This is a genomic window from Anaerosolibacter sp., assembly GCF_029240175.1.
GTDB lineage: Bacteria > Bacillota > Clostridia > Peptostreptococcales > Thermotaleaceae > Anaerosolibacter.
The window spans coordinates 16,978-39,165 of the sequence record NZ_JARBTM010000033.1 but is presented as its reverse complement, the minus strand read 5'-3'; the positions used below and the strand labels follow the sequence as shown (position 1 = coordinate 39,165).

Here is a 22,188-nt window from a genome sequence, read left to right as displayed (position 1 = left end):
GACAGAGACGAAGATCAGCAAAATCGTAGTAGCCTGTGATGCAGGTATGGGTTCAAGTGCTATGGGTGCATCAACCCTAAGGAACAAGCTAAAGCAAGCGGGTGTAAAGGTGGAAGTAGTCAATACAGCCATTGACCAAATCCCAGGAGATGCAGACCTGATCATTACCCATGAGAGCTTAACCCAACGGGCGGCTCGATATGCCCCTAATGCAGAACACATATCCATCAGAGACTTTCTAGATAATCCAATCTATGATCAACTGGCTAAGCGTTTAGCAGGATTAAATAAATCAGAGGAAAAGGCTCCTCAAGAAGAAGTATCTAACGATAGTGATGAGATTTTGAGAATAGCCAATATCCGGTTAGGCCTCAACAGTATGAATAAAGAGGATGTCATTAAGATGGCAGGTCAAATGCTGGTAGACAGCGGATATGTGGAAGAACCTTATATACAAGGGATGCTGGAACGGGAGAAAGTTACCACAACCTATATCGGCAATGGCATTGCCATACCCCATGGTGTAGGCTCCTGTATCGGGCATATAAAAAAATCAGGTATTGTCGTGCTGCAATTCCCCCAGGGAATAGATTTTGGAGATGATAATAAAGCCTATTTAATCATTGGTATTGCCGGTAAAGGAAATGACCATTTAAAGATTCTATCAAATATTGCTTCCTCTCTAGAGGATGAAAAAGCAGCAAAAGCATTGATTAGTACGAAAGATCCACAGAGCATCTATCAGATGTTTACATTGGAGGAATAGAGTGGGGGTGAAGCTGTGATTATTACAGTAACGTTGAATCCAGCCATTGATAAAACCATGACCATAAACAACTTTCAATCCGGAAAGGTGAACAGAGAATCCGGCGTAAGAATCGATATGGGGGGAAAAGGAATCAATGTTTCAAAGACCATACAGGCCCTTGGCGGAGAGAGTACAGCCATTGGCATACTGGCTGGGAATGCTGGGGGATTCATTAGAAAAGAATTAGATAGAATGGGAATTGAACATCAGTTCATAGGAATTGATGGGGAAACCAGAACCAATATAAAGATTGTTGATCCTGTCCAGGGCAGTGTTACAGATATTAACGAAAATGGGCCGTTTTTACCCTTGGAGGTATTGAAGGATTTTGAAGAACTCACCATGGACTTACTCACAGAGACATCCCTTGTGGTGTTCTCTGGAAGTGTACCCCAAAATGTGGATAAGGATATCTACAAAAGACTAGTCGATAGAGCCAAAGAGAAAGGGGCAAAGACCATCTTAGATGCTGATGGAGAACTGCTTTTGGAGGGAGTAAAAGCCGGGCCTTATCTTGTAAAACCAAATGTTCATGAGCTAGAGAGGTTGTTCTCTACACAGCTTGATAGTATAGAAAAAATCATCACCCATAGTCGAAAGCTTTTTGATTATGGCGTACATCATGTAGTGGTTTCCTTGGGCGAAGAAGGAGCTGTGTTTATCAATCCAAAACAAGCGGTTCTGGCAAAAGGAATTAAAGTAGAAGTAAAGAGTACGGTGGGTGCAGGGGATGCAATGGTCGCAGCTATAGCCATGGCCTTGGACAGAGGGGCTTCTTTGGAGGAAACCATTCGCTGGGCTGTTGCTGCCAGTGCCGCCAACGTAATGACCGAGGGGACCCAGGCCCCTAGTTTAGATGAAGTCATGAGATTAATAAAAGAAGTGACATTTCAACATATAATTTGATGAGAGGGTGAAGGCAATGAAAACCATCGGTGTAAGAATGTATGGAAAAGATGACTTAAGATTAGAAGAGTTTGAACTGCCAGAAATTAAAGAGGATGAGATTTTGGTAAAAATCATATCTGATAGTGTGTGCATGTCCACCTATAAAGCTGTGGATCAAGGGGTAAAACATAAGAGGGTACCGCCAGATGTAGCAGAAAATCCTGTTATTATAGGCCATGAATTTGCAGGGGAGATTGTAAAGGTAGGAGATAAGTGGAAGGATCAATTTAAAGAAGGTGCTAAGTTTGCCCAGCAGCCAGCCCTTAATTATAAGGGGAGTCCTTATTCACCCGGGTATTCCTATAGATATTTTGGTGGAAATGCCACCTATGGTATTGTACCTCAAGAGGTAATGGAATTAGGTTGTTTGCTAAACTATGAGGGAGAAGGGTTTTATCCAGTATCCTTGGCCGAGCCTATGTCTTGTGTCATTGGTGGATTTCATGCAAACTATCATACAAAGAGTGGCTCCTATGAACACGTAATGGGCATCGTAGAAGGCGGGAAAATGGCCATTCTTGGAGGAGCGGGGCCTATGGGTCTAGGGGCAATTGATTATGCCATCCACTGTGATAGAAAGCCTGGATTGCTTGTAGTAACGGATGTGGATGACCAAAGGTTAAAAAGAGCTGAAAGCATTATAACACCAGAAGAGGCTAGAAAGAATGGTGTTGAGTTGAAGTACGTCAATACCAAGAGCATGGAAGATCCAGAGGCTTACCTGCTGTCATTAACAGAAAACAAAGGGTATGATGATGTATATGTATATGCCCCTGTAGAGACTTTGGTGGTGCAAGGAGACAAAATATTGGGACATGATGGGTGCCTAAACTTTTTCGCAGGGCCAACAGATAAAGGATTCTCAGCCAAAGTAAATTATTACAATGTCCACTATGCAGCAACCAAAATCATTGGATCCACAGGAGGTAATACCGATGATTTGGTTGAAGCGTTGGAAATGATGAGCAAAGGATTAATCAATCCAGCTGTGATGATTACCCATATAGGTGGAATGGATAGTGTCATTGATACGGTGCTTGATCTCCCCAATATTCCTGGAGGAAAAAAGCTGATCTATAACACGATAAATATGGAGGTAACAGCCATTGAGGATTTTGAAGAAAAAGGAAAGAACGATAAATTGTTTAGAGCGCTAGATGAAATCACAAAGAGAAACAACGGATTGTGGTCCTTGGAAGCGGAAGAATATTTGTTATCCCATGGAGCAAAAATTTAGAGGAGGATTAGGAGATGTATCAGACGAAGGTTATGATAAACAACCCATTAGGACTTCATGCAAGGCCAGCAAAGCTGGTTGTAAAGGAAGCTGAAAAGTATGTCTCAGAGATTAAAATTATAAAGTCCGAAAGAGAATACAATGCCAAGAGTATGATGGGTCTACTGTCCATGGGCGCCCCAAAAGGAACCGAATTAATCCTTATGGCAGAAGGAAGCGACGCGGAAGCAGCAGTGAAAAGCATCAAGATGTTGTTTGATAGTGGATTTGGTGAATAGGAAATAACAAAAGGCACACGTTGACGTGTGCCTTTGCTTATGCACTAAATACACGGACTTGATTACGACCATAGTTCTTTGCTTCATAAAGGGCTTTATCCGTATTCTTGATGAGTTGTTGAGGATTAGAAAATATGCTGGGGATGATGGTCGATACCCCTAGACTGACTGTGACATATTTCCCGCTTTGCCCATAAAGATGATATATTTGGAGGCTTTCCACATAGGAACGCAGGGATTCAGCCACCATTTCTGCAGTTTGCAGATCTGTATCAGGTAAGATAACAGCGAATTCTTCCCCACCATAGCGACATACAAAATGATTGGGCTCATGAAGGGCCTTTTTTAATGTATCAGCAATTGTCTTTAGGCAAGCATCTCCCTCATGGTGTCCATAGGTATCATTATACTTTTTAAAGCCATCAATATCCAACAGGATGAGGGATAGGGGCGCGCCTTCCTCGAGGCAGCGGTGCCACTCTTGACTTAAAAACTCGTCAAAAGAGCGGCGATTGTTTAATTCTGTCAAGCCATCTAAAGTAGATAGGCGCTGCAGCTCTTTTGTGAGTTCCAGCTGCTTTTGCTCAGCAATCTTCACATCTGTAATATTCTCTATCATGCTCATAATATATTGAATTTCACCTTGGACGCTAAAGATAGGAGAAACAGTGAGTCTGGCCCAAATGATTTGGTGATCCTTTCGAATATATCGTTTTTCGATTTGATAAGAAGATAATTTCCCAAGCATTAAATTGTTAAATAGCTCCAGATCCTTGTCCACGTCGTCAGGATGCGTGAAATCCATAAAGCTCATTTGCGAAATTTCATCCATGGTGTACCCAATCATATCCAATAGGGCATGATTACACTCTACTGGCTGGGCATCTAGGTTGACAACGCCAATACCAATGGCAGAGTTTTCAAAAACAGCCCGGAAGTGCTCTGTTTTTTGATAAAGGGCAACTTCATTTTTCTTTAGCTCTGTAATATCACAGAAGTAGATCATGAGTCCATCATCATCGGGATAAATGCGAACTTCAAACCAACGGTTTAAAGTGGGATAATAGTCTCTTAATATTTTCGCTTTTTTGCTTTTCAATGCCTTATGATATTCACGATAAATGGGTGTTGAAATAAGAAATGGAAACTCGGTCCATATACACTTGCCAATAAGGTCTAGCTTATTTCTTCCCAAGAGACTTTGGGCTTGATGATTTAAATAGATGAAATCAAAGTTTAAATCCAAGAGAAATAAAGCATCTGGGATATTATCTAGCATTTTTATCAATCTTGGTTCCATGACGTAATCACCCTCTAATCATAGAAATAAAAACGCGGCTATATCGCCATAGCCGCATTGGTAATTCTATCATTTCATTTTATATAAGTAAAAATGAACAATAAATAGAACATCCATATATGTTTCGGCAATCTGGCAATCATAGAATAAAATTCCTTAGACCCATGACTTTGCGTCCCTATCTTTCGATAGGTTTGCTATTATCGACAATTATAGTTGTAGGCATCATACCCTATGTAAATAGGACAAATTGCCTAAATATATTATAACTGAAATTTCCAGAAAAATCTAGTTTTTACTAATTATTTATTAAATATTTTGTTTTATTTGCATCCGTATTTATAAAATGCAAAGATCGAATAGATTAATCTATGTTGAAAATTTTAATGCTGGTGAATCGTTACCTTTTTTAAAGGTTTTGTTGTGGGTCCTTCCAACACATCGCCATCATGGCTATATCTAGAACCATGGCAAGGACAGTCCCAAGAGTTTTCTGCGGAATTCCAGTGAAGCTCGCATCCTAGATGGGTACAGGTAGTATCCACCAGGTGAAGGGTGCCTTTTTCATCACGATAAGCACCTACTCTTTGACCGTCTATCTCTACGATCTTCCCTTCTCCTACCTTGATCTCTACATCATCAGGGACAGGAACCACCTTTCCAGCAAATAATTCACCAGCCACATCTAAGTTCTCAACAATAAATTTTTTCGCAGAGGCCATAGGTGTGAACCGAGATGGATCATATACAGGGGCCCAAGGGCTTTCTCCTTTTATGATAAGATCACGAATAATCATGGCTGATGCGATACTATTGGTCATACCCCATTTCCTAAAGCCTGTAGCCACATAAACATTGGGCTTAAAGGATACAAGCTGACCTACATAGGGTACATGGTCAAGGGGCATACAATCCTGAGTAGACCAACGGTAGGGAATATCCTCTAGGGTATAATTCTGCTGGGCAAACGACCGCAAATTCTCATAGTGGTTCATGGTATCTTCCCCTTGGCCTGCCTTATGATGGTCCCCTGCAAACATGACCAATTCTCCATCCTCCGTAGGGAGAGATCGAAGAGATCGGGCAGGTGCTTCTGCACTGACATACATACCACCGGGGAAGGACTCTTTGATTTTACCAGCTACGATATAGGACCTATGGACATATAATCTGGCGAAATAAAGGCCGGGTATATCATAAAAAGGATAGTGAGAAGCTACAACCATTTTTTCCCCAGTTACTTTTCCCCCATGCCTAGTAATGACAGTATAATTTTTTCCATCCTTGACATCTACCACGGGACTCATTTCAAAAATGTGACTGCCCTCACCAGGGATTTCCTTTGCCAAGGGCAGTAGGAACTTTCTTGGATGAAATTGAGCTTGATTATCAAATCGAACCGCGGCCTTTACTGGGAATGGTAGGGGTGTTTCCTCCAAATAGGAAGCTTTAATACCTAAACTGACGGCGGATTCTACTTCCTGGGCAATCTTCTTTACATATTGATCGGATTGGGTATACACATAGGCCGGCTGCCAAGAGAAATCACAATCTATTTGTTTTTCCTTGATGGTGTTGGCCACGAAATGTATAGCTGCTTCGTTGGCATCGGCATATTGCTTGGCCTTCTCATCTCCGTGCTGACTTTTCAACTGATTATAGGTGAGTCCATGCTGGGAGGTGAGTTTGGCCGTGGTGTGACCTGTGGTGCCTTGAAGAATTCGATCCGCTTCCACCACAGCGACCCGTAAACCCTCTTGCTTTAAAAGCCATGCCGTTGAAATTCCCACCATACCGCCGCCTACGATTATGACATCTACTTCAACATTTCCATCCAAAGCAGGATAATCTGTTTGTGGTGTAGAGGCGATCCAATAGGATTGGGGTGGAGTAGTAAATATTTGGGTGGTTTGATTCATATAAATCCTCCTTATATCAATTTCCACAGCGCGTATGAAATATCTATCATATATATGGTTTGCGTCCATGCAAAAAATATCCATGGTAGTAGTACTTTTGCTTTATTATTAACAATCATTCCCTCCTTATGATTGATGATGTTTAGGGGAGATGATATACTAAGCTATAGAAGAGAAAGAAAGTTTTGACAATGGGCAACGGACGATTAACAAATATACGAATGAAGAGGGATGGACATGCTAAGCCTCAGTAATGTCAATCAAGTTCAATATCTGATGATTTTGTGTTTTTCTTTTCTTATTTTTGTCTTTAATCTTACATTTCACACAGGGAATCATTTAACGGGTCTTTTGGGCACGTTGTTTTTCATCCCCTTATATTTCTGCATTGCTTCTGTCACCCTATTGAAAACAGTAAATACAGAAGTGGTGCTGATCTTGGCAGAGGTTAGCCTACTCCTTTTTATATCCTTCGGATTGGCCTGTAGGTTAAATCATAAAAAGGTTATCATTTTACGCCTTATGGCAATTATTTTCCCTATTGGTATATCGATGCTATTATTCAGCCTAGAAGTAGAGGGGTACTTATTGTATTCCATTGGTACACCCCTAGGGGGAGCGCTGGCTTTTCTGAACGGAATATTAAGCTTTAAAAGGTATAAAGACCGACGTCTCTTTAGGGGATTTATGATTTTGTGGATGGGTTTTGTTTTTTCTCTGGGAAGAGAGATGCAGATTTTTCATATTTTGATGTTGTTGTTTAAGCTTTTAGCCTATTTGAACTTTTACATGTATTTCTACCGAAAGGCCCATCAACGATGGGTAGTTCGGGTAAAAAAAGCAGAGAAGGATAAGGCGGAACTGGAAGCAACAGTCCACGGACAGGTAGAAAAGCAGCTGTTTATGATGCAGCTGTCCAACGAAAAGCTGTTAAATGCATCTAAAGAAGACGGCCTAACAAAGGCCTATAACAAAGGGGCAATTCTTGAGGTCTTAGAGCATATGATTGCGAAGAAGCAGGAACCATTTACTATTTTGATGTTTGATATAGACCATTTTAAAAAGATTAATGATACCTATGGCCATGTGACAGGAGACCAATGCATCAAGGCTGTAGCACAAACGGCAATAAATCACTTGAGAAAGGTAGATTATTTAGGACGTTATGGGGGCGATGAGTTTATCATCATTCTCCCGGGAATTCCTGTGGAAGGAGCCAAAGTAGTAGCAGAGCGGCTCCGGGAACAGGTAAGTATGGCCTGTACGCCAAGAATTACCGTATCTATAGGAATTGCAGCCTATGCTAAGGATGGTACAACAGCGACAGAACTGATCTCCAAAGCCGATCAAGGACTCTACCGCTCTAAGCGAAGGGGAAGGAATGCAGTATCCCATGGAGAGATTTAGGAAAAATAGTTATTTGGAACTATAATGGCTAAAATGATTGAGAATACTGACATCTTTAAGAATCCTTTACAGTAAAGGATTCTTTTTTTTATTTTTCGGCAACGGATCACAAAAATAGAATAAAAAAGACACCTTGCTTTTACAAATATTATGCAGGGACAAGAATATAATATTTGATAATTATATAAAAACATTTTTATATATTACTAATGTTTTTGAATGTATAAAAAGTATTAATAAAATCATAGATATTCATTCGTAAAGTTATATGATGTATGCATCAGAAGCATAAAAAAATATGCTCAGCCAGGACATAAGCGGCATCTTCGCTTACCTATAGCTCATAGGATGAAGGGGGCTATATATAACAACATGACAAGGGAACAAGAGAAGGGGGAATGCCATGGCATAAGAAAAGAGGGAGAGGAAAGACCAGAGAAAATAATTTGATGAAAGGGGTATGTAAATTGAAAAGAAAGCTATTATCCATTATTACAGCTTGCACCTTGGTTTTGAGCATTGCAATGCCTACAAGTTTAATTAAAGCTCAGGCAGCAACAAACGGATTTGATACGACTAGATACGGAGACACCATAGATATCGGGAGAAAACTAAGAAACCTAGAAAATGATGAAGCATTCTTAAAGGAAGCTGAAAAAAAGATTAAAGAAAATGCAAGTAAGATAAACTTTGATGAAGAAGAAGGTACAACCGATGGAAGTCAAGATAGCAACTTTACTACTAATTTAGGTACAAAAAAGTTTTTAGATTATGAATTGTATTTCAAAGACTTCACATTAAGAAGCCGGGGAGATAATGTAGAGATCTGGGTTGCAAATGACCTATCCTTCCCTGACGATAGACCTGCCCATGTAATTACTCAAGAGCAGGTAGATAGAATGAGAGATACATTTGATGAGGTTGTATATCCAACGGATACAGAATTTTTCGGTACACCAGATTCCCATGATGGCAGCCATGCTGTATTATCAGCAGCAGGATATGTGCCAGAAAACTATTATGCTTCAGAGGATGGAAAAGAAAGAGTCATCATCTTGGTAGATAATGTTCCAGATGAACAGTATTATGATCCTTCATATCCTTTCTTTGTAGCAGGGTTCTATTGGGGAACACTGGAGTATTATATCGATAGGAACATCATAACAATTGATTCAAAGGATTGGGCTACAAGATTGGATACAACCTTCCTCCCAACCACTGCCCATGAATTCCAGCACTTGATTCATGCAGACAATTCACCAGGAGAGGATACTTGGATCAACGAAGGAATGTCTGACTTTGCAGAGTACCTATGCTTTGATGAACATCCATGGGGTCATGTGAACTACTTCCTTGATCATCCAGAGAACTCTTTAATATATTGGGATGAATACTATGGTTCAGAGACAGGACCAGAGACATTGGCGGACTATGGTCAAGCGTACTTAATGCAGCTATATCTCTTTGAACAATATGGAAAAGAATTCACAAGAGCATTGGCACAAAGTCCAGAAATCGGTATTGAAAGTTTGAACAATCTATTACTCAAAGATGATACAGACGACAGAGATTTTAACGATATTTTCAGGGATATGAATACCGCATTGGTTGTGGATAGTGAACAACCAGGGGCTGGAAGATATAACTTTAAAACTATCGATTTGCAAGTAGATTTTACAGATGCGGCTTTACATGCAAAAGATGGTGTTCCTGCGTGGGGAAGTGACTTCCTAGAGATAAAGAATGCCAATAGAATTGTCCAGATGAATATGAATGGAGTTGCACTGCTACCAGCAACCCCAACAGTTTGGGAAGCGGTGTATGAGCCAGTCGGCGGAGAGACTGTATTATGGGGAAATAATGGTGATGATAAGGATAATTTCCTAATTTTCGAAGCAGATTTGAACGGTATAGAAAATGCTACATTAACTTTTGATCATCTTGTTCAAATCGAAGCATTCTGGGATTTTGGATTTGTGCAAGTTTCTACAGATGATGGTAAGACGTGGACCTCTTTGTCAAATGAAAATACAACTTCTGAAATAGATCCAGACGGCGCAGCAAGTATAAGGGCAAACTTACCTGGATTTACAGGTGTAAATAATGATTGGCAAAATGAAAGCTTTGATTTATCCGAATATGCTGGACAAAAAGTGTATATTGCATTCAGATATATGACAGATTCAGCTGTAAATGAAGCTGGTTGGTTTATCAAAGATATTTCTATATCTGAAATAGATTTAATTCACGCAGGTGATTCTTTAGATAGATTCATGTCATTAACTGAATTAGCCCCTAAAAATGTAACCTATCAATTGGCGTTTATTAATCAGACGTCCCTAGGAAAAGGTAAAAATTCAGGAAGCTTTGAAGTATTGCAGATCGATCCATATAATGTCACAGAAGAACAATCTATTATGCTAGAAGAATTCTTTGAAGGCGGTAATAACTATATGGTAATCTGGTACATTCCTGAGAAAGACACAAAAGATCCTGTACCATACAGTTATGAAATTACTACAAGAAGTGAAGTGAGCAAGAAGAAGAATAGTAGTAAAAAAAGCAATATTGGTGAAAGCACCACTTCTGTTACAGATGGAAAAAACAAGAAGAAATAATTGAAGAATAAAGACTGCAGGAATCCTGCAGTCTTTTATCTTAAAGATGCTGTTACGACCAACTGTTGACCTGGATAAATGAGGTCAGGATGGGTAAGGTAGTTAAAGATGATCAGATTGTTCACATAGGTGCCGTGGGCTCGGGCGATACTATTCAAGGTATCTCCTGGTTGAACGGTATAGATGATGGCTTCTGCTGGGGATTCTGGGATTGTCAGGACCTGGCCTACGTAGATAATATCAGGATTGGGAATATAGTTAAAAATTCGAATGTTAGATATGGTGGTATTAAACTTACGGGCGATGCCGTATAGAGTATCACCAACTTCTATTGTATAATTAAAGGAACCCAAAGGGGCTGTTGGTTGTCTCATCATATAGATCACATCCTTTCTATTTATTAATATATTTTTCTTCTATCAAAAAGTGCTATATGGATCCTTAGACTTTCTGTTGAAGGTTGCTATGACAGGGTGATAGATGAACTGGCCTTGAGATTTCAAGGCGTTAGAACCCCGCCACTACGGATGACTGCTGTCAACACCATGTAAAATATATAAGATAGACAATCACGTTTTCGTGGGCTAAAATAGATAATAATTCAACTATAGGGTATAACGAAAAAGGTATTTTTCTTTTTAAACGAAATATATATAATATGCTGGATTTATAGCATTAAACAAAGGAAAATAGACAACAAAAGAAGATGAGCATGCCGAATTCATTGGATTTTTTTAGCAATAATCATCTGAAATTTCTTACAAAGGAGCGATAGACCATGAATTACCCACTCTCCACCAAATTATATGATCAAATTGTAAATGCATTGCTAAATCCCAATTTCTTACAGGGACTTTCGCTGCAGCACAAACAGGTTCGGAAGCATATAAAGAATATCTCTTTTATAGATCAGATTCAAAGAATGGTGGCCATGGAGCTGTATACCTGCCAAATGGTTTTAAAGCTTTGTGAAGAACTGATGATGGAAGTTACAGAAGGGGAAACCCCAGAGGACTGGTTAGAATATATTTTCCAATACACGCTGAGCAAGTCATTTCCGGAGGCCGTAGAGATTGAGTTGAAACCACATCTGGAAAAAGCTTGTACGCTGTATCTACAGGTGTTAAGGATTATTTCAAACTTCCAAAAAACTGCCCGGGATGGTACTTGGCAAAGCCTATACCCCCTGGAGCTTTTGACGAAAGAGGAAATAGAGACCCTGGAAAATCCCGATGAATATCAGGCATTTCGAAAAGCTTTCCAAGAAGATTATATATATGAAATGATGAAATTAAACTATGAAGTAAAGGGATTTAGTACACTGGATCATATTTGTGGTGTTCACCATTTGGCACTTCATGTGGGGAGACAGCTAAAGGCAGCGGGTGTACCCATTGATCTAGGGAGGGTATCAGGAGCAGCTGCAGGCCATGATATCGGTAAATATGGGTGTAAGGGAGCAGAGGTAAAACGTGTACCCTATCTTCATTATTATTATACAGGGGAGTGGTTCAAGGACCATGACATCGTGTATATCAGAAATGTGGCCATCAATCACTCCACTTGGGACTTAGAATTGGAAAATCTGTCCTTGGAATCCCTCATCTTGATTTACTGTGATTTTCGCGTAAAAAAGAAGGATGGAAAAAAGGAAGGCACAGGAATGCATATATTCAATCTAAAGGACTCCTTTGAAGTGGTATTGGAGAAACTGGACAATGTGGATGCTGCCAAAGAACAGCGTTATCGCAGGGTTTATGCAAAGCTAGAAGACTTTGAGAAATATATGCTCCAGCTGGGTATAGCGCTAGAAGTAGAAGGAGAACCTCACGAATCTAAGCAGAGAAAAAGAGTACAAAAAAATTATGCCCTTATGGGAAGCGAAGAAGTGGTGGAGAATTTAAAGCATTTGGCTATTCACCACAACATCCGATTGATGTATATGTTAAGGGATGAATCTTCCTTAAACAGCATTTTAGAAATCGCCCGAAGTGAAGTGGAGCTAAATCGCTTACGGGGATACTTAAATGTCATCGAAGAATATTCCACCTATCTCACCCAGAAGCAAAAGATGATTACCATACAGTTTTTATATGAGCTGTTGACCCATCCAGAAGATGATATTCGAAAGCAGTGTGGGGAGCTTATCGGTGTGTTGATTGCGCTGTTTGACGAGGAGTATCGAAAAGAGGTACCGAAGGATGTACAATTAAAGCCTGCAGAACTACCGGGTTATGAGATTTTTGATAAATACCTTCAACTGATCCTCTATCCAGATCGGAAGATGACTTCGATTCATCGTAAATGGATTGGTTATAATCTGAGCAATGTGGTAACCTCCATATTTAACCAATGTCGTGACGGACAGATACGAGAATATGTGAAGACCTTATTGAAGTATTATAGGGATGAACAACCGGGAGACGAAAATACAAAAATTTACCAACTGGAAGCCATAAAGCATATACCCCTTTATCACTGTGAGAATGAGGATATTGAAATCCTGTTGGACTTTATAGATATGATCTTTGAAATGGAAGAAGATATGCTCCGTATCTCAGCCTTAGAAGCCATGGGATATTTATACAGCAGGCTTGAAAAGGACAGATTTTTTGTAGAACGCTTAAAGGCTACGCTGATAGGAGTTATCAATGATTCAACCCTTATCGTAGAGCATTATATGAAGCTGAAGCTTGCCAAAATGTTTAAACTAGGATCACCCTATATAGAAAAACTGGAGAGACAATATGAAGAAGATCTAGGGAGAACATCGGATCTTTTCTTGAGCAATCTAAAGACTGCTACCCACTGGACCATCAAAAAGGCCCAGGTGGAATTCATTTTGGATTATACCCTAGATCACCAAAGGAACTCGGGTCTGCATACGGCGATGCATTATTGTAACCTAATTAAGGTGAGTGCCAGCCAAAGTGTGAGAAAGCGGGCAGGGGAAGCTTTGATTGGTATTGCACCCTTTCTTTCTTTCGAACAGAAAAATGATATAGCCATAGAGATGCTGAGGGCCCTTGAGATTGAGGGATATCAGTTCACGAAGCATATTCCTAATTATCTGGGAAGATGGATTCTTTATTTACAGCCAGTGGAGCTAGATGAGATTATTGATGATTTAATGGATAAGGTGAAGATTTCAAGCTCTCAAATCAATTCTCTGCTGTTGCAGACCATTGGTATTGCCATTGAACACTATCCAAAGTATAGGGAGCTTTTCCAAGAGGAGGAAGGAGCCTATACAAATCGATTGATTCGCATGCTGGGGATTTTGTTGAATGGCATGGCCAACTATAAAGAGCAGACAAAGCAGGTGGCTTTCCGGGTCATCGGAAAGGGAATCTTCGGTTCTAACCAGTTAGGGCTAGAAGAAAAGTATCATATATTCCAGCTTACAGCGAAAAAAATCCTTACGCTGCTTTCTGATAACATGGAGGATAAGGAGCTGGCATTTTTGAACAGCTCTGCGGGGCTTAACCACATCTATCGGTTTATTTCAGATTGTAAGTTTTATCGTGGTGAGGTTCAGGTGCAAAGCCAAGGCAAGGTTGCATTTTTTCCAGGAACCTTTGATCCCTTTACCTTAAGTCATAAGGAAATTGCCAAAGCGATTCGAGACTTAGGCTATGAGGTATATTTGGCTGTAGATGAATTCTCCTGGTCTAAGCGAACCCAGGCCAATCTTATCAGAAGAAATATCATCAAGATGTCGGTAGCCAATGAGCTGGGTATTTACTTATATCCAGAGGATTTGCCTACAAATATTGCAAATCCCAAGGACTTGGAAGGGCTGAGAGAAAACTTCCCTGGGTCAAACGTCCATGTGGTGGTAGGCAGTGATGTCGTATTAAATGCATCAGCATATAGGGAAGTACAAAGAGAACACTCGATTCATACCTTCCCCCATATCTTATTTGAGCGTGTTAATGGCATAGGGATGGACGGGGAACAAAATATGGAAGAAGCCCTAAATCGTATTTCTGCTGGGGTGATACGCCTGTCTCTACCCCAGCAGTATGAAGATATAAGCTCGACCCAGATTCGTAACTATATCGATGAAAACAAAGATACGTCCAATCTCATGGATCCCTTGGTACAAAAGTACATTTATGCAAAGGGCTTGTATAGACGGGAGCCCCAGTACAAAACCCTTATGGAGGTAAAGTCTGTTGCCGTGGAAATTGTAGAGGTAGAGGATTTTACACCCGCATTATTTAAGGAATTGTCGGAGCAGTTTTGCCAAAACCCGAAAGAGTCTTTTCAGCGCTTTTATGAGTTGTCTGAGAAATTAAGTCCAAAGCTGCTGCTTCTCCGTAGTACGGACATTAGTGGCAAAATCCTTGGATTTGCAGCTTTTCACTGGGTACGCTCCAGTATGCTGTATAAAGAATTTAAGGATGAAGAGATTTCCCGCTATATTCGCAGAAATGCCATTGGCAGAATATTGGTTATCGACGGTATCTTTGCAGGGGACCAAGAAAAATTTGAAAATCTAGATCAGGTGCTTCTCACCGAAACCCTAGCCTATAATCTAGCCAAAGATTATACCTATGCGGTTTTCAAAAATACCATTGATAAATATGTGTCTCAAAACCTATATGACACCTTGGTGCTGCAGGGATTCATATCCTTAAACGATGAAACCCATACCGTCTTGGCGGTGGATATGACAACTCCTTGTACCTTGGGATTGGAAGTGGAATCCATCATCAAGGAACCCTTTAGAAGCAGTGAAGAAGTGAAGAAGGCAATCGTTCGCTCAAGAAGAAGGCTTCAGGAGGCTATTGTAAAGCTGTACCCTGGGCATTTGGTACTAGCCTTTGACCGAGCCATGATGAATGAGAATCTTATTAAAAAGGTATGTGATATCAATGGGGTACCCACAACACCTTTGGTACCCAGAACCCTAGGGCCTATGATGTGTGTTGCCTTTGGAATGATGCTCCATGGCTCTATGGTACCCAATACCGTGACTAAGTCCCTTCATACTGACCGCCAATTTGGAACGGATATGAAGAGGTATAGGACGGGTGCCTATCCTTATTATCTGAACTTAGAAAATCAGGTTCGGATGTTGCAGTCCTTCGACAGGCCAGTAATTATCGTAGATGATATATTGGTGCAAGGCCATCGACTCAAGGCCTTAGACCCTCTGCTGAGAAATGAAAATGTTTCTGTAGAAAAGGTATTGGTAGGGGTTTTGTCTGACCGAGGAAAAGAACTGATGGATATGCAGAATCGAGAGGTGGACTGTGCTTATTATATTCCAAGGCTGCGAGTTTGGTTTAACGAGAGTCTTTTGTACCCCTTTGTCGGCGGCGATACGCTATGGAGAGGATATTATCCAGAACGAAACCTGATTCCTTCTGTGAACTTTATTCTTCCCTACACCTATCCTGGCTTTATCAAGGAAACATCTAGAGAGGCAGTCTATCATTTGTCCGAGGTTTGCTTGGAAAATGCCATGGATATTATAACCACCATCGAGGTAGAATATCAAAGGGTTCATGAGCGGAAATTTACCTTGGCCCATTTAGGGGAAGTATTTGTATCACCTAGGTATCCTGATCATGGTATGGATGTGCAGTATGATATCAATTTGCATCCATCCCATTATTTGAAAAATGATATAGAACATTTGCAGCGTTTGAAGAGAATGTGTGTAGAGTAGGGGGAATGACAAATGTATTATTACCAATTGGGAGAGAGTATCCTTATTTCCCATTCTCAAGATTTAGCGTACCAAAGGATACTGGAGGAAAGGGTTATTCATCATCAAGGTAGGATCTATTATTTGATGGGGGGAACCCCCGGCCAGTGGAGAAGAAGTTTTTGTATTTCAGATCCATCCTTGATGTTTTTAGAAGGAGAAGGCATCCATTTGCTTCAATATCAAGACGGCTTTGAAGAAGAGGTGCCAAAATGGCTGTTAGATAAGATAAAGGCAGGGAAGGTCACTGCAGTAAACAAAAGCTATCCCACCTGGCAGTCTGTATTAAAACAAAAATCCAAGAAAAAATGGCGGGTACATCTCTTTGGTCTAGGAGATGTGGGAGGAACCCTTATCACAGGATTGAGACTCCTTGGGGGAGATTGTATTTCTGAGGTGGGTATTTATGACCGTCGGGAAGAGAAAGTGAAGCGGTGGGAATATGAAGCCAATCAGATTCTGTCTGCGAATGCAGCCATGAGTTTTCCTCCTATTGTGGGTATCCCAAAGGAGAAGCTCTTTGACTGTGATATGTTTGTATTTTGTGCCAGCACGGGCGTACCAGCTGTGGGTGAGGATGCCCGGGATGTAAGGATGATCCAGTTTGAAGGCAATCGAGAAATGATGAAGCCCTATGTAAAGATGGCCAGAGAAAGAGACTTTCAGGGGATTTTTGCAGTGGTATCAGACCCGGTAGATCCCCTATGTAAATCCGTTTTCATAGACAGCAATACAGATCCAGAGACTGGGGAATTGGATTATAAAGGCTTAGCCCCAGAACAAATTCGGGGCTATGGCTTGGGTGTTATGCATGCCAGAGCTGCCTTCTACGCAGGGCTGAGTCCAGAGACCAGTCACTATATCCAAGAAGGTCGTGCTTACGGACCCCATGGTAAAGATCTAGTCATCGCCGACAGCATCAAAAATTACAGTGAGGATTTGTCCCTTTATCTCACGGTAAAGGCAAGAAACGCCAATCTTGAGGTAAGAGAAACGGGGTTTAAACCCTATATTGCACCGGCGCTATCGTCGGGAAGCTTGTCTATCATCTCCACCATAAAAGGAGAATGGCATTACAGTGCCACTTTCATGGGGGGAATTTATATGGGTGTCAGAAATCGGCTTACCCCTGGAGGAACGGAAATAGAACGGCTGTCATTACCTGAAGTTTTGGTAGAAAGGCTCCAGGATACCTATGATCGGCTGGAGGAAATCCTATGAGTACGGCCTATGTCATTATACCGGGGGGAGGATCAGATTTTCTACAGAAGATGGTTGGAGCAGCCACGGAAGGCACTGAAACCATTATGATTCGAGATGCCAAAGAGATACCCGATTTGAGAAACGAAAAGATTATTTTTGCCATTGAGTTAAATGGTGCAGGTTATAATATCGCTCTTTTTGAAATTCTGTCAGTCCTGTGGGATCGGGGAATGGATGCCCTTTTAGGTGCCCAAGGAGTAGTGATGGTTCATTGTGAACAGGAGCTTTTTACACGAAGCGTGGCACAGAATGTGATCTTTACTGCCAATCAATTGGGATGTCGCTTTCAGGGTCATCCCTTGGTGGAGGCCACAGGAAACCTAGCCAATCTCCGAACTTGGCAGAAAACCCTTCACAAGTCATTAGAAGAGGTATGCTTAGAGCTATGTGGCAGGTTGGGAAAAGCATTGATGGAGGACCATCCTCTTAAAATTGAGAGGCCTAAAATTGTGGTACTCCATGCCAGTGCCCACAACACCTCTAATACCCTAGATCTTTGGAATATGGTAAAGGAATATCTTGAGGGCCAAGATATTCAAGAGCTCCATGTAGAGAATGGAACCATTGTGGATTGTAAGGGGTGCTCTTATACCACCTGTAAGCACTTTAGTAAGAGAAACTCCTGTTTTTATGGAGGGGCCATTGTACAGGAAATTCTACCTGCCATCGAAAAGGCAGATGCAGTGGTATGGATTTGTCCCAATTATAATGACGCAGTTTCTGCAAAGCTCACTGCGGTGATCAATCGAATGACGGTGCTTTACAGAAGAACAAAGCTTTATGATAAAAGCATATTCTCTGTCATTGTATCAGGGAATTCGGGCAGTGATTCGGTGGCAAAACAGCTGATCAGTGCCCTGAGTGTAAATAAAAGCTTTCGTATTCCCCCGTATTTTGCCTTGATGGCTACTGCCAATGATCCAGGAGAAATCCAACGGGTACCGGGAATTCAGGAGAAGGCAAAAGCCTTTGCTGAAAACCTATTGGGGGAGATCAAAGCATAGAAATAAATAAACAGGTATCAACAAAGTTGTTGATACCTGTTTATTTATTTCTCGCAATCCCAAAAGGATTCCAAGGTGTTATTAAGCTCTTTTAGGTCATGGACAAAGCTAGGGTTTGACCATTCTAGGGGGAACAAGTTTTGATAGCGCTTATGGCGAAAGCGCTCATCGATAAGCAGGACAATTCCCTGATCTCTTTCAGATCGAATGACTCTGCCAGCGGCTTGGAGTACTTTGTTCATGCCTGGATACATATAGGCATATTCATAACCAAGATGATTCTTCCCCTGGAAATAATTCATGATAATATCCCGCTCTAGGCAGATTTGGGGAAGGCCTACGCCGATGATGACGGCACCGACCAAACGATCCCCCACCAAATCGATTCCTTCTGAGAAAATACCTCCGAGGACGGCAAAGGCCACAAGGCTCTCCTGATTATCCGATTGAAACTGCAATAAAAACTGCTCTCGCTCTTCCTCCACCATGGAGGTCCCTTGAAGCAAAGTCTTAACCTCAGGGTATTTTTCAATAAATCGCTGATACACCTTATCCATATATTGATAGGAAGGAAAAAATGAAAAATAATTACCATGGTTTTGTTGGGTAGTAAAATATATATAGTCTGCAATCCGTTCATAGCTATCCTCCCGATCTTTATATTTCGTAGAAATGCGATCGGCAATGGATAGACAGAGATTTTTTCTCTCGAAGGGGGATGGAAGTCTTAACAGCTTGTCCTCTTCATCACCGCCAAGAATTTCTCTGAAATAGGGCAATGGTGTAAGGGTAGCAGAAAACAATATAGCTGACCTACCTCGGCGGAGGGCATCTCGCAGGAGCTGGGATGGATCAAGGCAGAATAGCTTAACCTTAATGTCCTTTTGTTCCTTTTCTATATAGGTAACATAGCGCTCATCATAAAATTCTGCGATTCGTAGGAACGTATGGCAGGAAAAATACAGCTCCAGCAGCTCTTCATAGCCTTCTTGGCTTTCATTTTTGGTCAGCCATTCTTCGGCCTCCTTTAGAAACTTGTGCAAAGGAGGATACAAATCTTTTGGATTGTCCTTGTGAATGGGCTGATTTTCTTCCTCTAGATGCTTTTTATACACAAGCATGCTCTTGTTAAGTTGATGCAAGGCCTTCGCAATGACAGGGACCTTTGTTTGGAAAACCCTCTTTAATTCTAAGAAGGGCCGCTTATATAGTTGGGCAGAAAACATCTCTCGCGCCCGATCTACCAGATTATGGGCTTCATCTACCAAAAATGTATAATCTCCCCCCTCCTCCGCAAAAAAACGCTTAAGATATACCCTTGGATCAAAGGCATAATTATAATCACATACAACAGCATCGGCCCACAGGGTTAGATCCAGTGAAAATTCAAAGGGGCATATATGGTACTCCTTTGCATAATATTCGATTTTTTCCCGGGTAAGAAGATCCTCATGATTCAGGATGGCCCTTAGGGCGTCGTTAACCCGATCAAAATGGCCTCGGGCGTATTCGCACTGTTCAGGATTACAGGCAGCCTCCTCTAAGAAACAAATCTTATCCTTAGCGGTCAAGGTAACAGATTTGAAAAGAAGTCCCTGATCATGCATTTTTAGAAAGGCTTCTTCTGCCACTTGACGGGTTATGGTTTTGGCTGTAAGGTAAAAGATTTTAGCGGTATGGCCTTCCCCTAGAGCCTTGATGGTAGGGAAAAGGGTAGATATGGTTTTACCGATGCCTGTGGGGGCCTGGGCAAAAAGTTTCTTGCCATCTACCACCGTACGATATACGGCTTTGGCAAAATTCCGCTGACCCTTTCGATAGGTTTCGAAGGGAAATATAAGGGCTTGGATAGATGCATCCCTTTTGATTTGCCAATCATGGGTAAAGCTGGCCCAAGTAAAATATTGAGCAACCAAATCATCGAAGAACTGCTTTAACGCTTGGAGAGAGTAGGTTTTTCTAATATATTTAACTTCTTCCGTATCCAACTGGTAGTAAGTAAGCTGCACATCGATCTCAGTAAAACCATGTTCTTGGCCATAGATGAATGCATAGCATTTGGCTTGACCCCAGTGGAGGTGGTTATAGGCTTCATCAATAAGATCCAGGGACTGGGTCGTACTTTTGATTTCATCGACGATGGTCCGACCATCCTCTTGAAGAATACCATCAGCCCGCCCCTCTACGGTAAGGGAAAGATCCTGGTATGGAACCGAATAACGAAGGGTTACTTCCGGGGTATAGTTTTCTCCATAGGATTTTTGCACCTTATGATGGGCTTTGGTGCCCTCCACGGCACGGCTGCTTCCCATAAAGCGGGAATCCAAGTCACCGCTGCGGAGCACAAACTCTATGAGATTACGAACAGATATTTTTATTTCATTTCTTTTATCCATGGGCAGTGCCTGCCTTTTCTAAATATATTCCTAAGATACAATATAATTGATCTAAAGTAAATAGAAAGGGCGTCAACTGGAGTGTTTCTTACCAGTGACAGCCCTTTGCTTGTTTTATATAAGGATTTAAACCTTTGGAATATTTCTACCGTAGAAGATTTCATCCATTTCTTTCTTTAATCTTTTCTTAATTTTTTTCTTCTCACCTGGCTGAATGTCTTTCTTGGTGATACCAAATAGATAGTTATCTAGATCAAATTCCTTCAAGATACATTTTGTATGAAATATGTTCTCTTGGTATACATTCACATCGATCATATGATAGCGATCCTTAAAATCACCACCCATATAATTTTGAATAGAATTAATCTTATGGTCGATGAAGAATTTCTTGCCTGTAATATCCCTTGTAAAGCCCCTGACCCTATAATCGATGGTCATGATATCCGCATCGAAGCTATGAATCAGATAGTTCAATGCCTTAAGAGGGGAGATATGACCACAGGTGGAAACATCGATATCTGCTCGGAAGGTACTGATGCCTTCATCGGGATGATATTCTGGATAAGTATGAACGGTTATATGACTCTTGTCCAAGTGTGCAACAACCACATCTGGGAGAGGACCTGGTGATTCATTGTCGGAGGCATGTTCTAAATTCTCATTCACAGGACCTTCAGATACTAATATGGTAACACTTGCCCCTTGAGGATCATAATCCTGCTTTGCAATATTTAGTATATTGGCACCGATAATATTGGATAATTATACTGCTCATCAATATATTCGATATAAGCATTGCGATCCTCTGCAGTCTTTGTATAACAGATGTCATACATATTAAAGCTCAGTGTTTTTGTTAGATTATTAAAACCATGGAGTTTTAATTTTTTGATAGATTTAATTTCCATATCTTCCTCCTTACAATGCTTTCTATCCCCATACTTGTACTTCCGTAAAAATGTTTGCGATTATTATTATAACGCTACTATACAAATATATCAAGGGTTATCTATACAGGAATTTTCTTCAATTTCCTCTGAGTTTATTATTAGACTTTCAAATAAGATTTATAAGTCATTACAATAAGAAGAAAGAAAAGTGGTTGTGGATATGAGAGAAAAAAATAAAGTTATCAACAGAAAAAGATATATATCCACATAATATTGTGGGTAACTTTCATTATACACTATATATTGTGATAAGAATGAACAAAAAGGGGTATCCCTTTTCTATTATCTATTCGATCGGAAGATAGACAATGGATAGAGCTGACATACAGCATCGGTAC

At 40.8% G+C, this 22,188-nt stretch carries 15 protein-coding genes and 1 riboswitch; of the genes, 9 read left to right on the top strand and 6 right to left on the bottom strand.

Annotation, left to right across the window (positions count from 1 at the left end):
- From K0R93_RS17915 to K0R93_RS17900, 4 genes are all read left to right on the top strand, one after another.
- Positions 1-766 (top strand): PTS sugar transporter subunit IIA (locus tag K0R93_RS17915; RefSeq protein WP_300304370.1); only part of this gene is annotated, 766 nt, incomplete at its 5' end.
- A gap of 15 nt (positions 767-781) precedes the next feature.
- Positions 782-1,714 carry a 1-phosphofructokinase gene (gene pfkB / locus K0R93_RS17910; RefSeq protein ID WP_300304367.1) on the top strand — a complete coding sequence of 311 codons (933 nt, stop codon included), beginning with the start codon at positions 782-784 and terminating at the stop codon, positions 1,712-1,714.
- Between the two features lie 16 nt (positions 1,715-1,730).
- A complete protein-coding gene (locus K0R93_RS17905; RefSeq protein WP_300304364.1) occupies positions 1,731-2,993 on the top strand; it encodes a zinc-binding dehydrogenase in 1,263 nt (420 codons plus the stop codon).
- 14 nt (positions 2,994-3,007) lie between these two features.
- Positions 3,008-3,271 (top strand): HPr family phosphocarrier protein, encoded by a 264-nt coding sequence (locus K0R93_RS17900; RefSeq protein ID WP_300304361.1) that lies wholly within the window; start codon positions 3,008-3,010, stop codon positions 3,269-3,271.
- Positions 3,272-3,308: 37 nt separating this feature from the next.
- On the opposite strand, the gene K0R93_RS17895 is transcribed toward K0R93_RS17900, so the two are convergent.
- Together K0R93_RS17895 and K0R93_RS17890 are read right to left on the bottom strand one after the other, a co-directional pair.
- A complete protein-coding gene (locus K0R93_RS17895) occupies positions 3,309-4,571 on the bottom strand; it encodes a sensor domain-containing diguanylate cyclase (protein WP_300304358.1) in 1,263 nt (420 codons plus the stop codon).
- A 123-nt stretch (positions 4,572-4,694) separates the two neighbouring features.
- A riboswitch (cyclic di-GMP riboswitch) is annotated at positions 4,695-4,780 on the bottom strand.
- Between the two features lie 174 nt (positions 4,781-4,954).
- Positions 4,955-6,490: an FAD-dependent oxidoreductase gene (locus K0R93_RS17890; protein ID WP_300304355.1), complete on the bottom strand. Its 1,536-nt coding sequence runs from the start codon at positions 6,488-6,490 to the stop codon at positions 4,955-4,957.
- 237 nt (positions 6,491-6,727) lie between these two features.
- Here K0R93_RS17890 and K0R93_RS17885 point away from each other — a divergent pair, with 237 nt between their 5' ends.
- Together K0R93_RS17885 and K0R93_RS17880 are read left to right on the top strand one after the other, a co-directional pair.
- Positions 6,728-7,897 carry a GGDEF domain-containing protein gene (locus K0R93_RS17885; RefSeq protein WP_300304352.1) on the top strand — a complete coding sequence of 390 codons (1,170 nt, stop codon included), beginning with the start codon at positions 6,728-6,730 and terminating at the stop codon, positions 7,895-7,897.
- Positions 7,898-8,364: 467 nt separating this feature from the next.
- Positions 8,365-10,515: a choice-of-anchor J domain-containing protein gene (locus K0R93_RS17880; protein WP_300304349.1), complete on the top strand. Its 2,151-nt coding sequence runs from the start codon at positions 8,365-8,367 to the stop codon at positions 10,513-10,515.
- Between the two features lie 35 nt (positions 10,516-10,550).
- Here K0R93_RS17880 and K0R93_RS17875 read toward each other — a convergent pair whose 3' ends face one another.
- Positions 10,551-10,892: a LysM peptidoglycan-binding domain-containing protein gene (locus K0R93_RS17875; protein WP_300304346.1), complete on the bottom strand. Its 342-nt coding sequence runs from the start codon at positions 10,890-10,892 to the stop codon at positions 10,551-10,553.
- Between the two features lie 401 nt (positions 10,893-11,293).
- Between K0R93_RS17875 and K0R93_RS17870 the strand changes: the two genes are divergently transcribed.
- From K0R93_RS17870 to K0R93_RS17860, 3 genes are read left to right on the top strand one after another with little or no spacing between them, the layout of a single operon-like run.
- The gene (locus K0R93_RS17870; protein ID WP_300304343.1) at positions 11,294-16,195 is read left to right on the top strand and encodes a cytidyltransferase; all 4,902 of its coding nucleotides are present in this window, start codon (positions 11,294-11,296) and stop codon (positions 16,193-16,195) included.
- Positions 16,196-16,207: 12 nt separating this feature from the next.
- On the top strand, positions 16,208-17,455 hold the full coding sequence (locus K0R93_RS17865) for a lactate dehydrogenase (RefSeq protein WP_300304341.1): 1,248 nt from the start codon (positions 16,208-16,210) through the stop codon (positions 17,453-17,455).
- Complete coding sequence (locus K0R93_RS17860; RefSeq protein WP_300304338.1) at positions 17,452-18,501, top strand: flavodoxin family protein; 1,050 nt, start codon at positions 17,452-17,454, stop codon at positions 18,499-18,501. Before K0R93_RS17865 ends, K0R93_RS17860 begins: the two co-directional genes overlap by 4 nt.
- A 44-nt stretch (positions 18,502-18,545) precedes the next feature.
- On the opposite strand, the gene K0R93_RS17855 is transcribed toward K0R93_RS17860, so the two are convergent.
- From K0R93_RS17855 to K0R93_RS19160, 3 genes are all read right to left on the bottom strand, one after another.
- Entirely contained in the window at positions 18,546-20,897 is a 2,352-nt protein-coding gene (locus K0R93_RS17855) for an ATP-dependent DNA helicase (RefSeq protein ID WP_300304335.1), read from the bottom strand.
- A gap of 126 nt (positions 20,898-21,023) precedes the next feature.
- The gene (gene speD, locus K0R93_RS17850) at positions 21,024-21,629 is read right to left on the bottom strand and encodes an adenosylmethionine decarboxylase (RefSeq protein WP_330685212.1); all 606 of its coding nucleotides are present in this window, start codon (positions 21,627-21,629) and stop codon (positions 21,024-21,026) included.
- Positions 21,630-21,631: 2 nt separating this feature from the next.
- On the bottom strand, positions 21,632-21,808 hold the full coding sequence (locus tag K0R93_RS19160) for a hypothetical protein (protein ID WP_330685211.1): 177 nt from the start codon (positions 21,806-21,808) through the stop codon (positions 21,632-21,634).
- Positions 21,809-22,188: the final 380 nt, after the last annotated feature.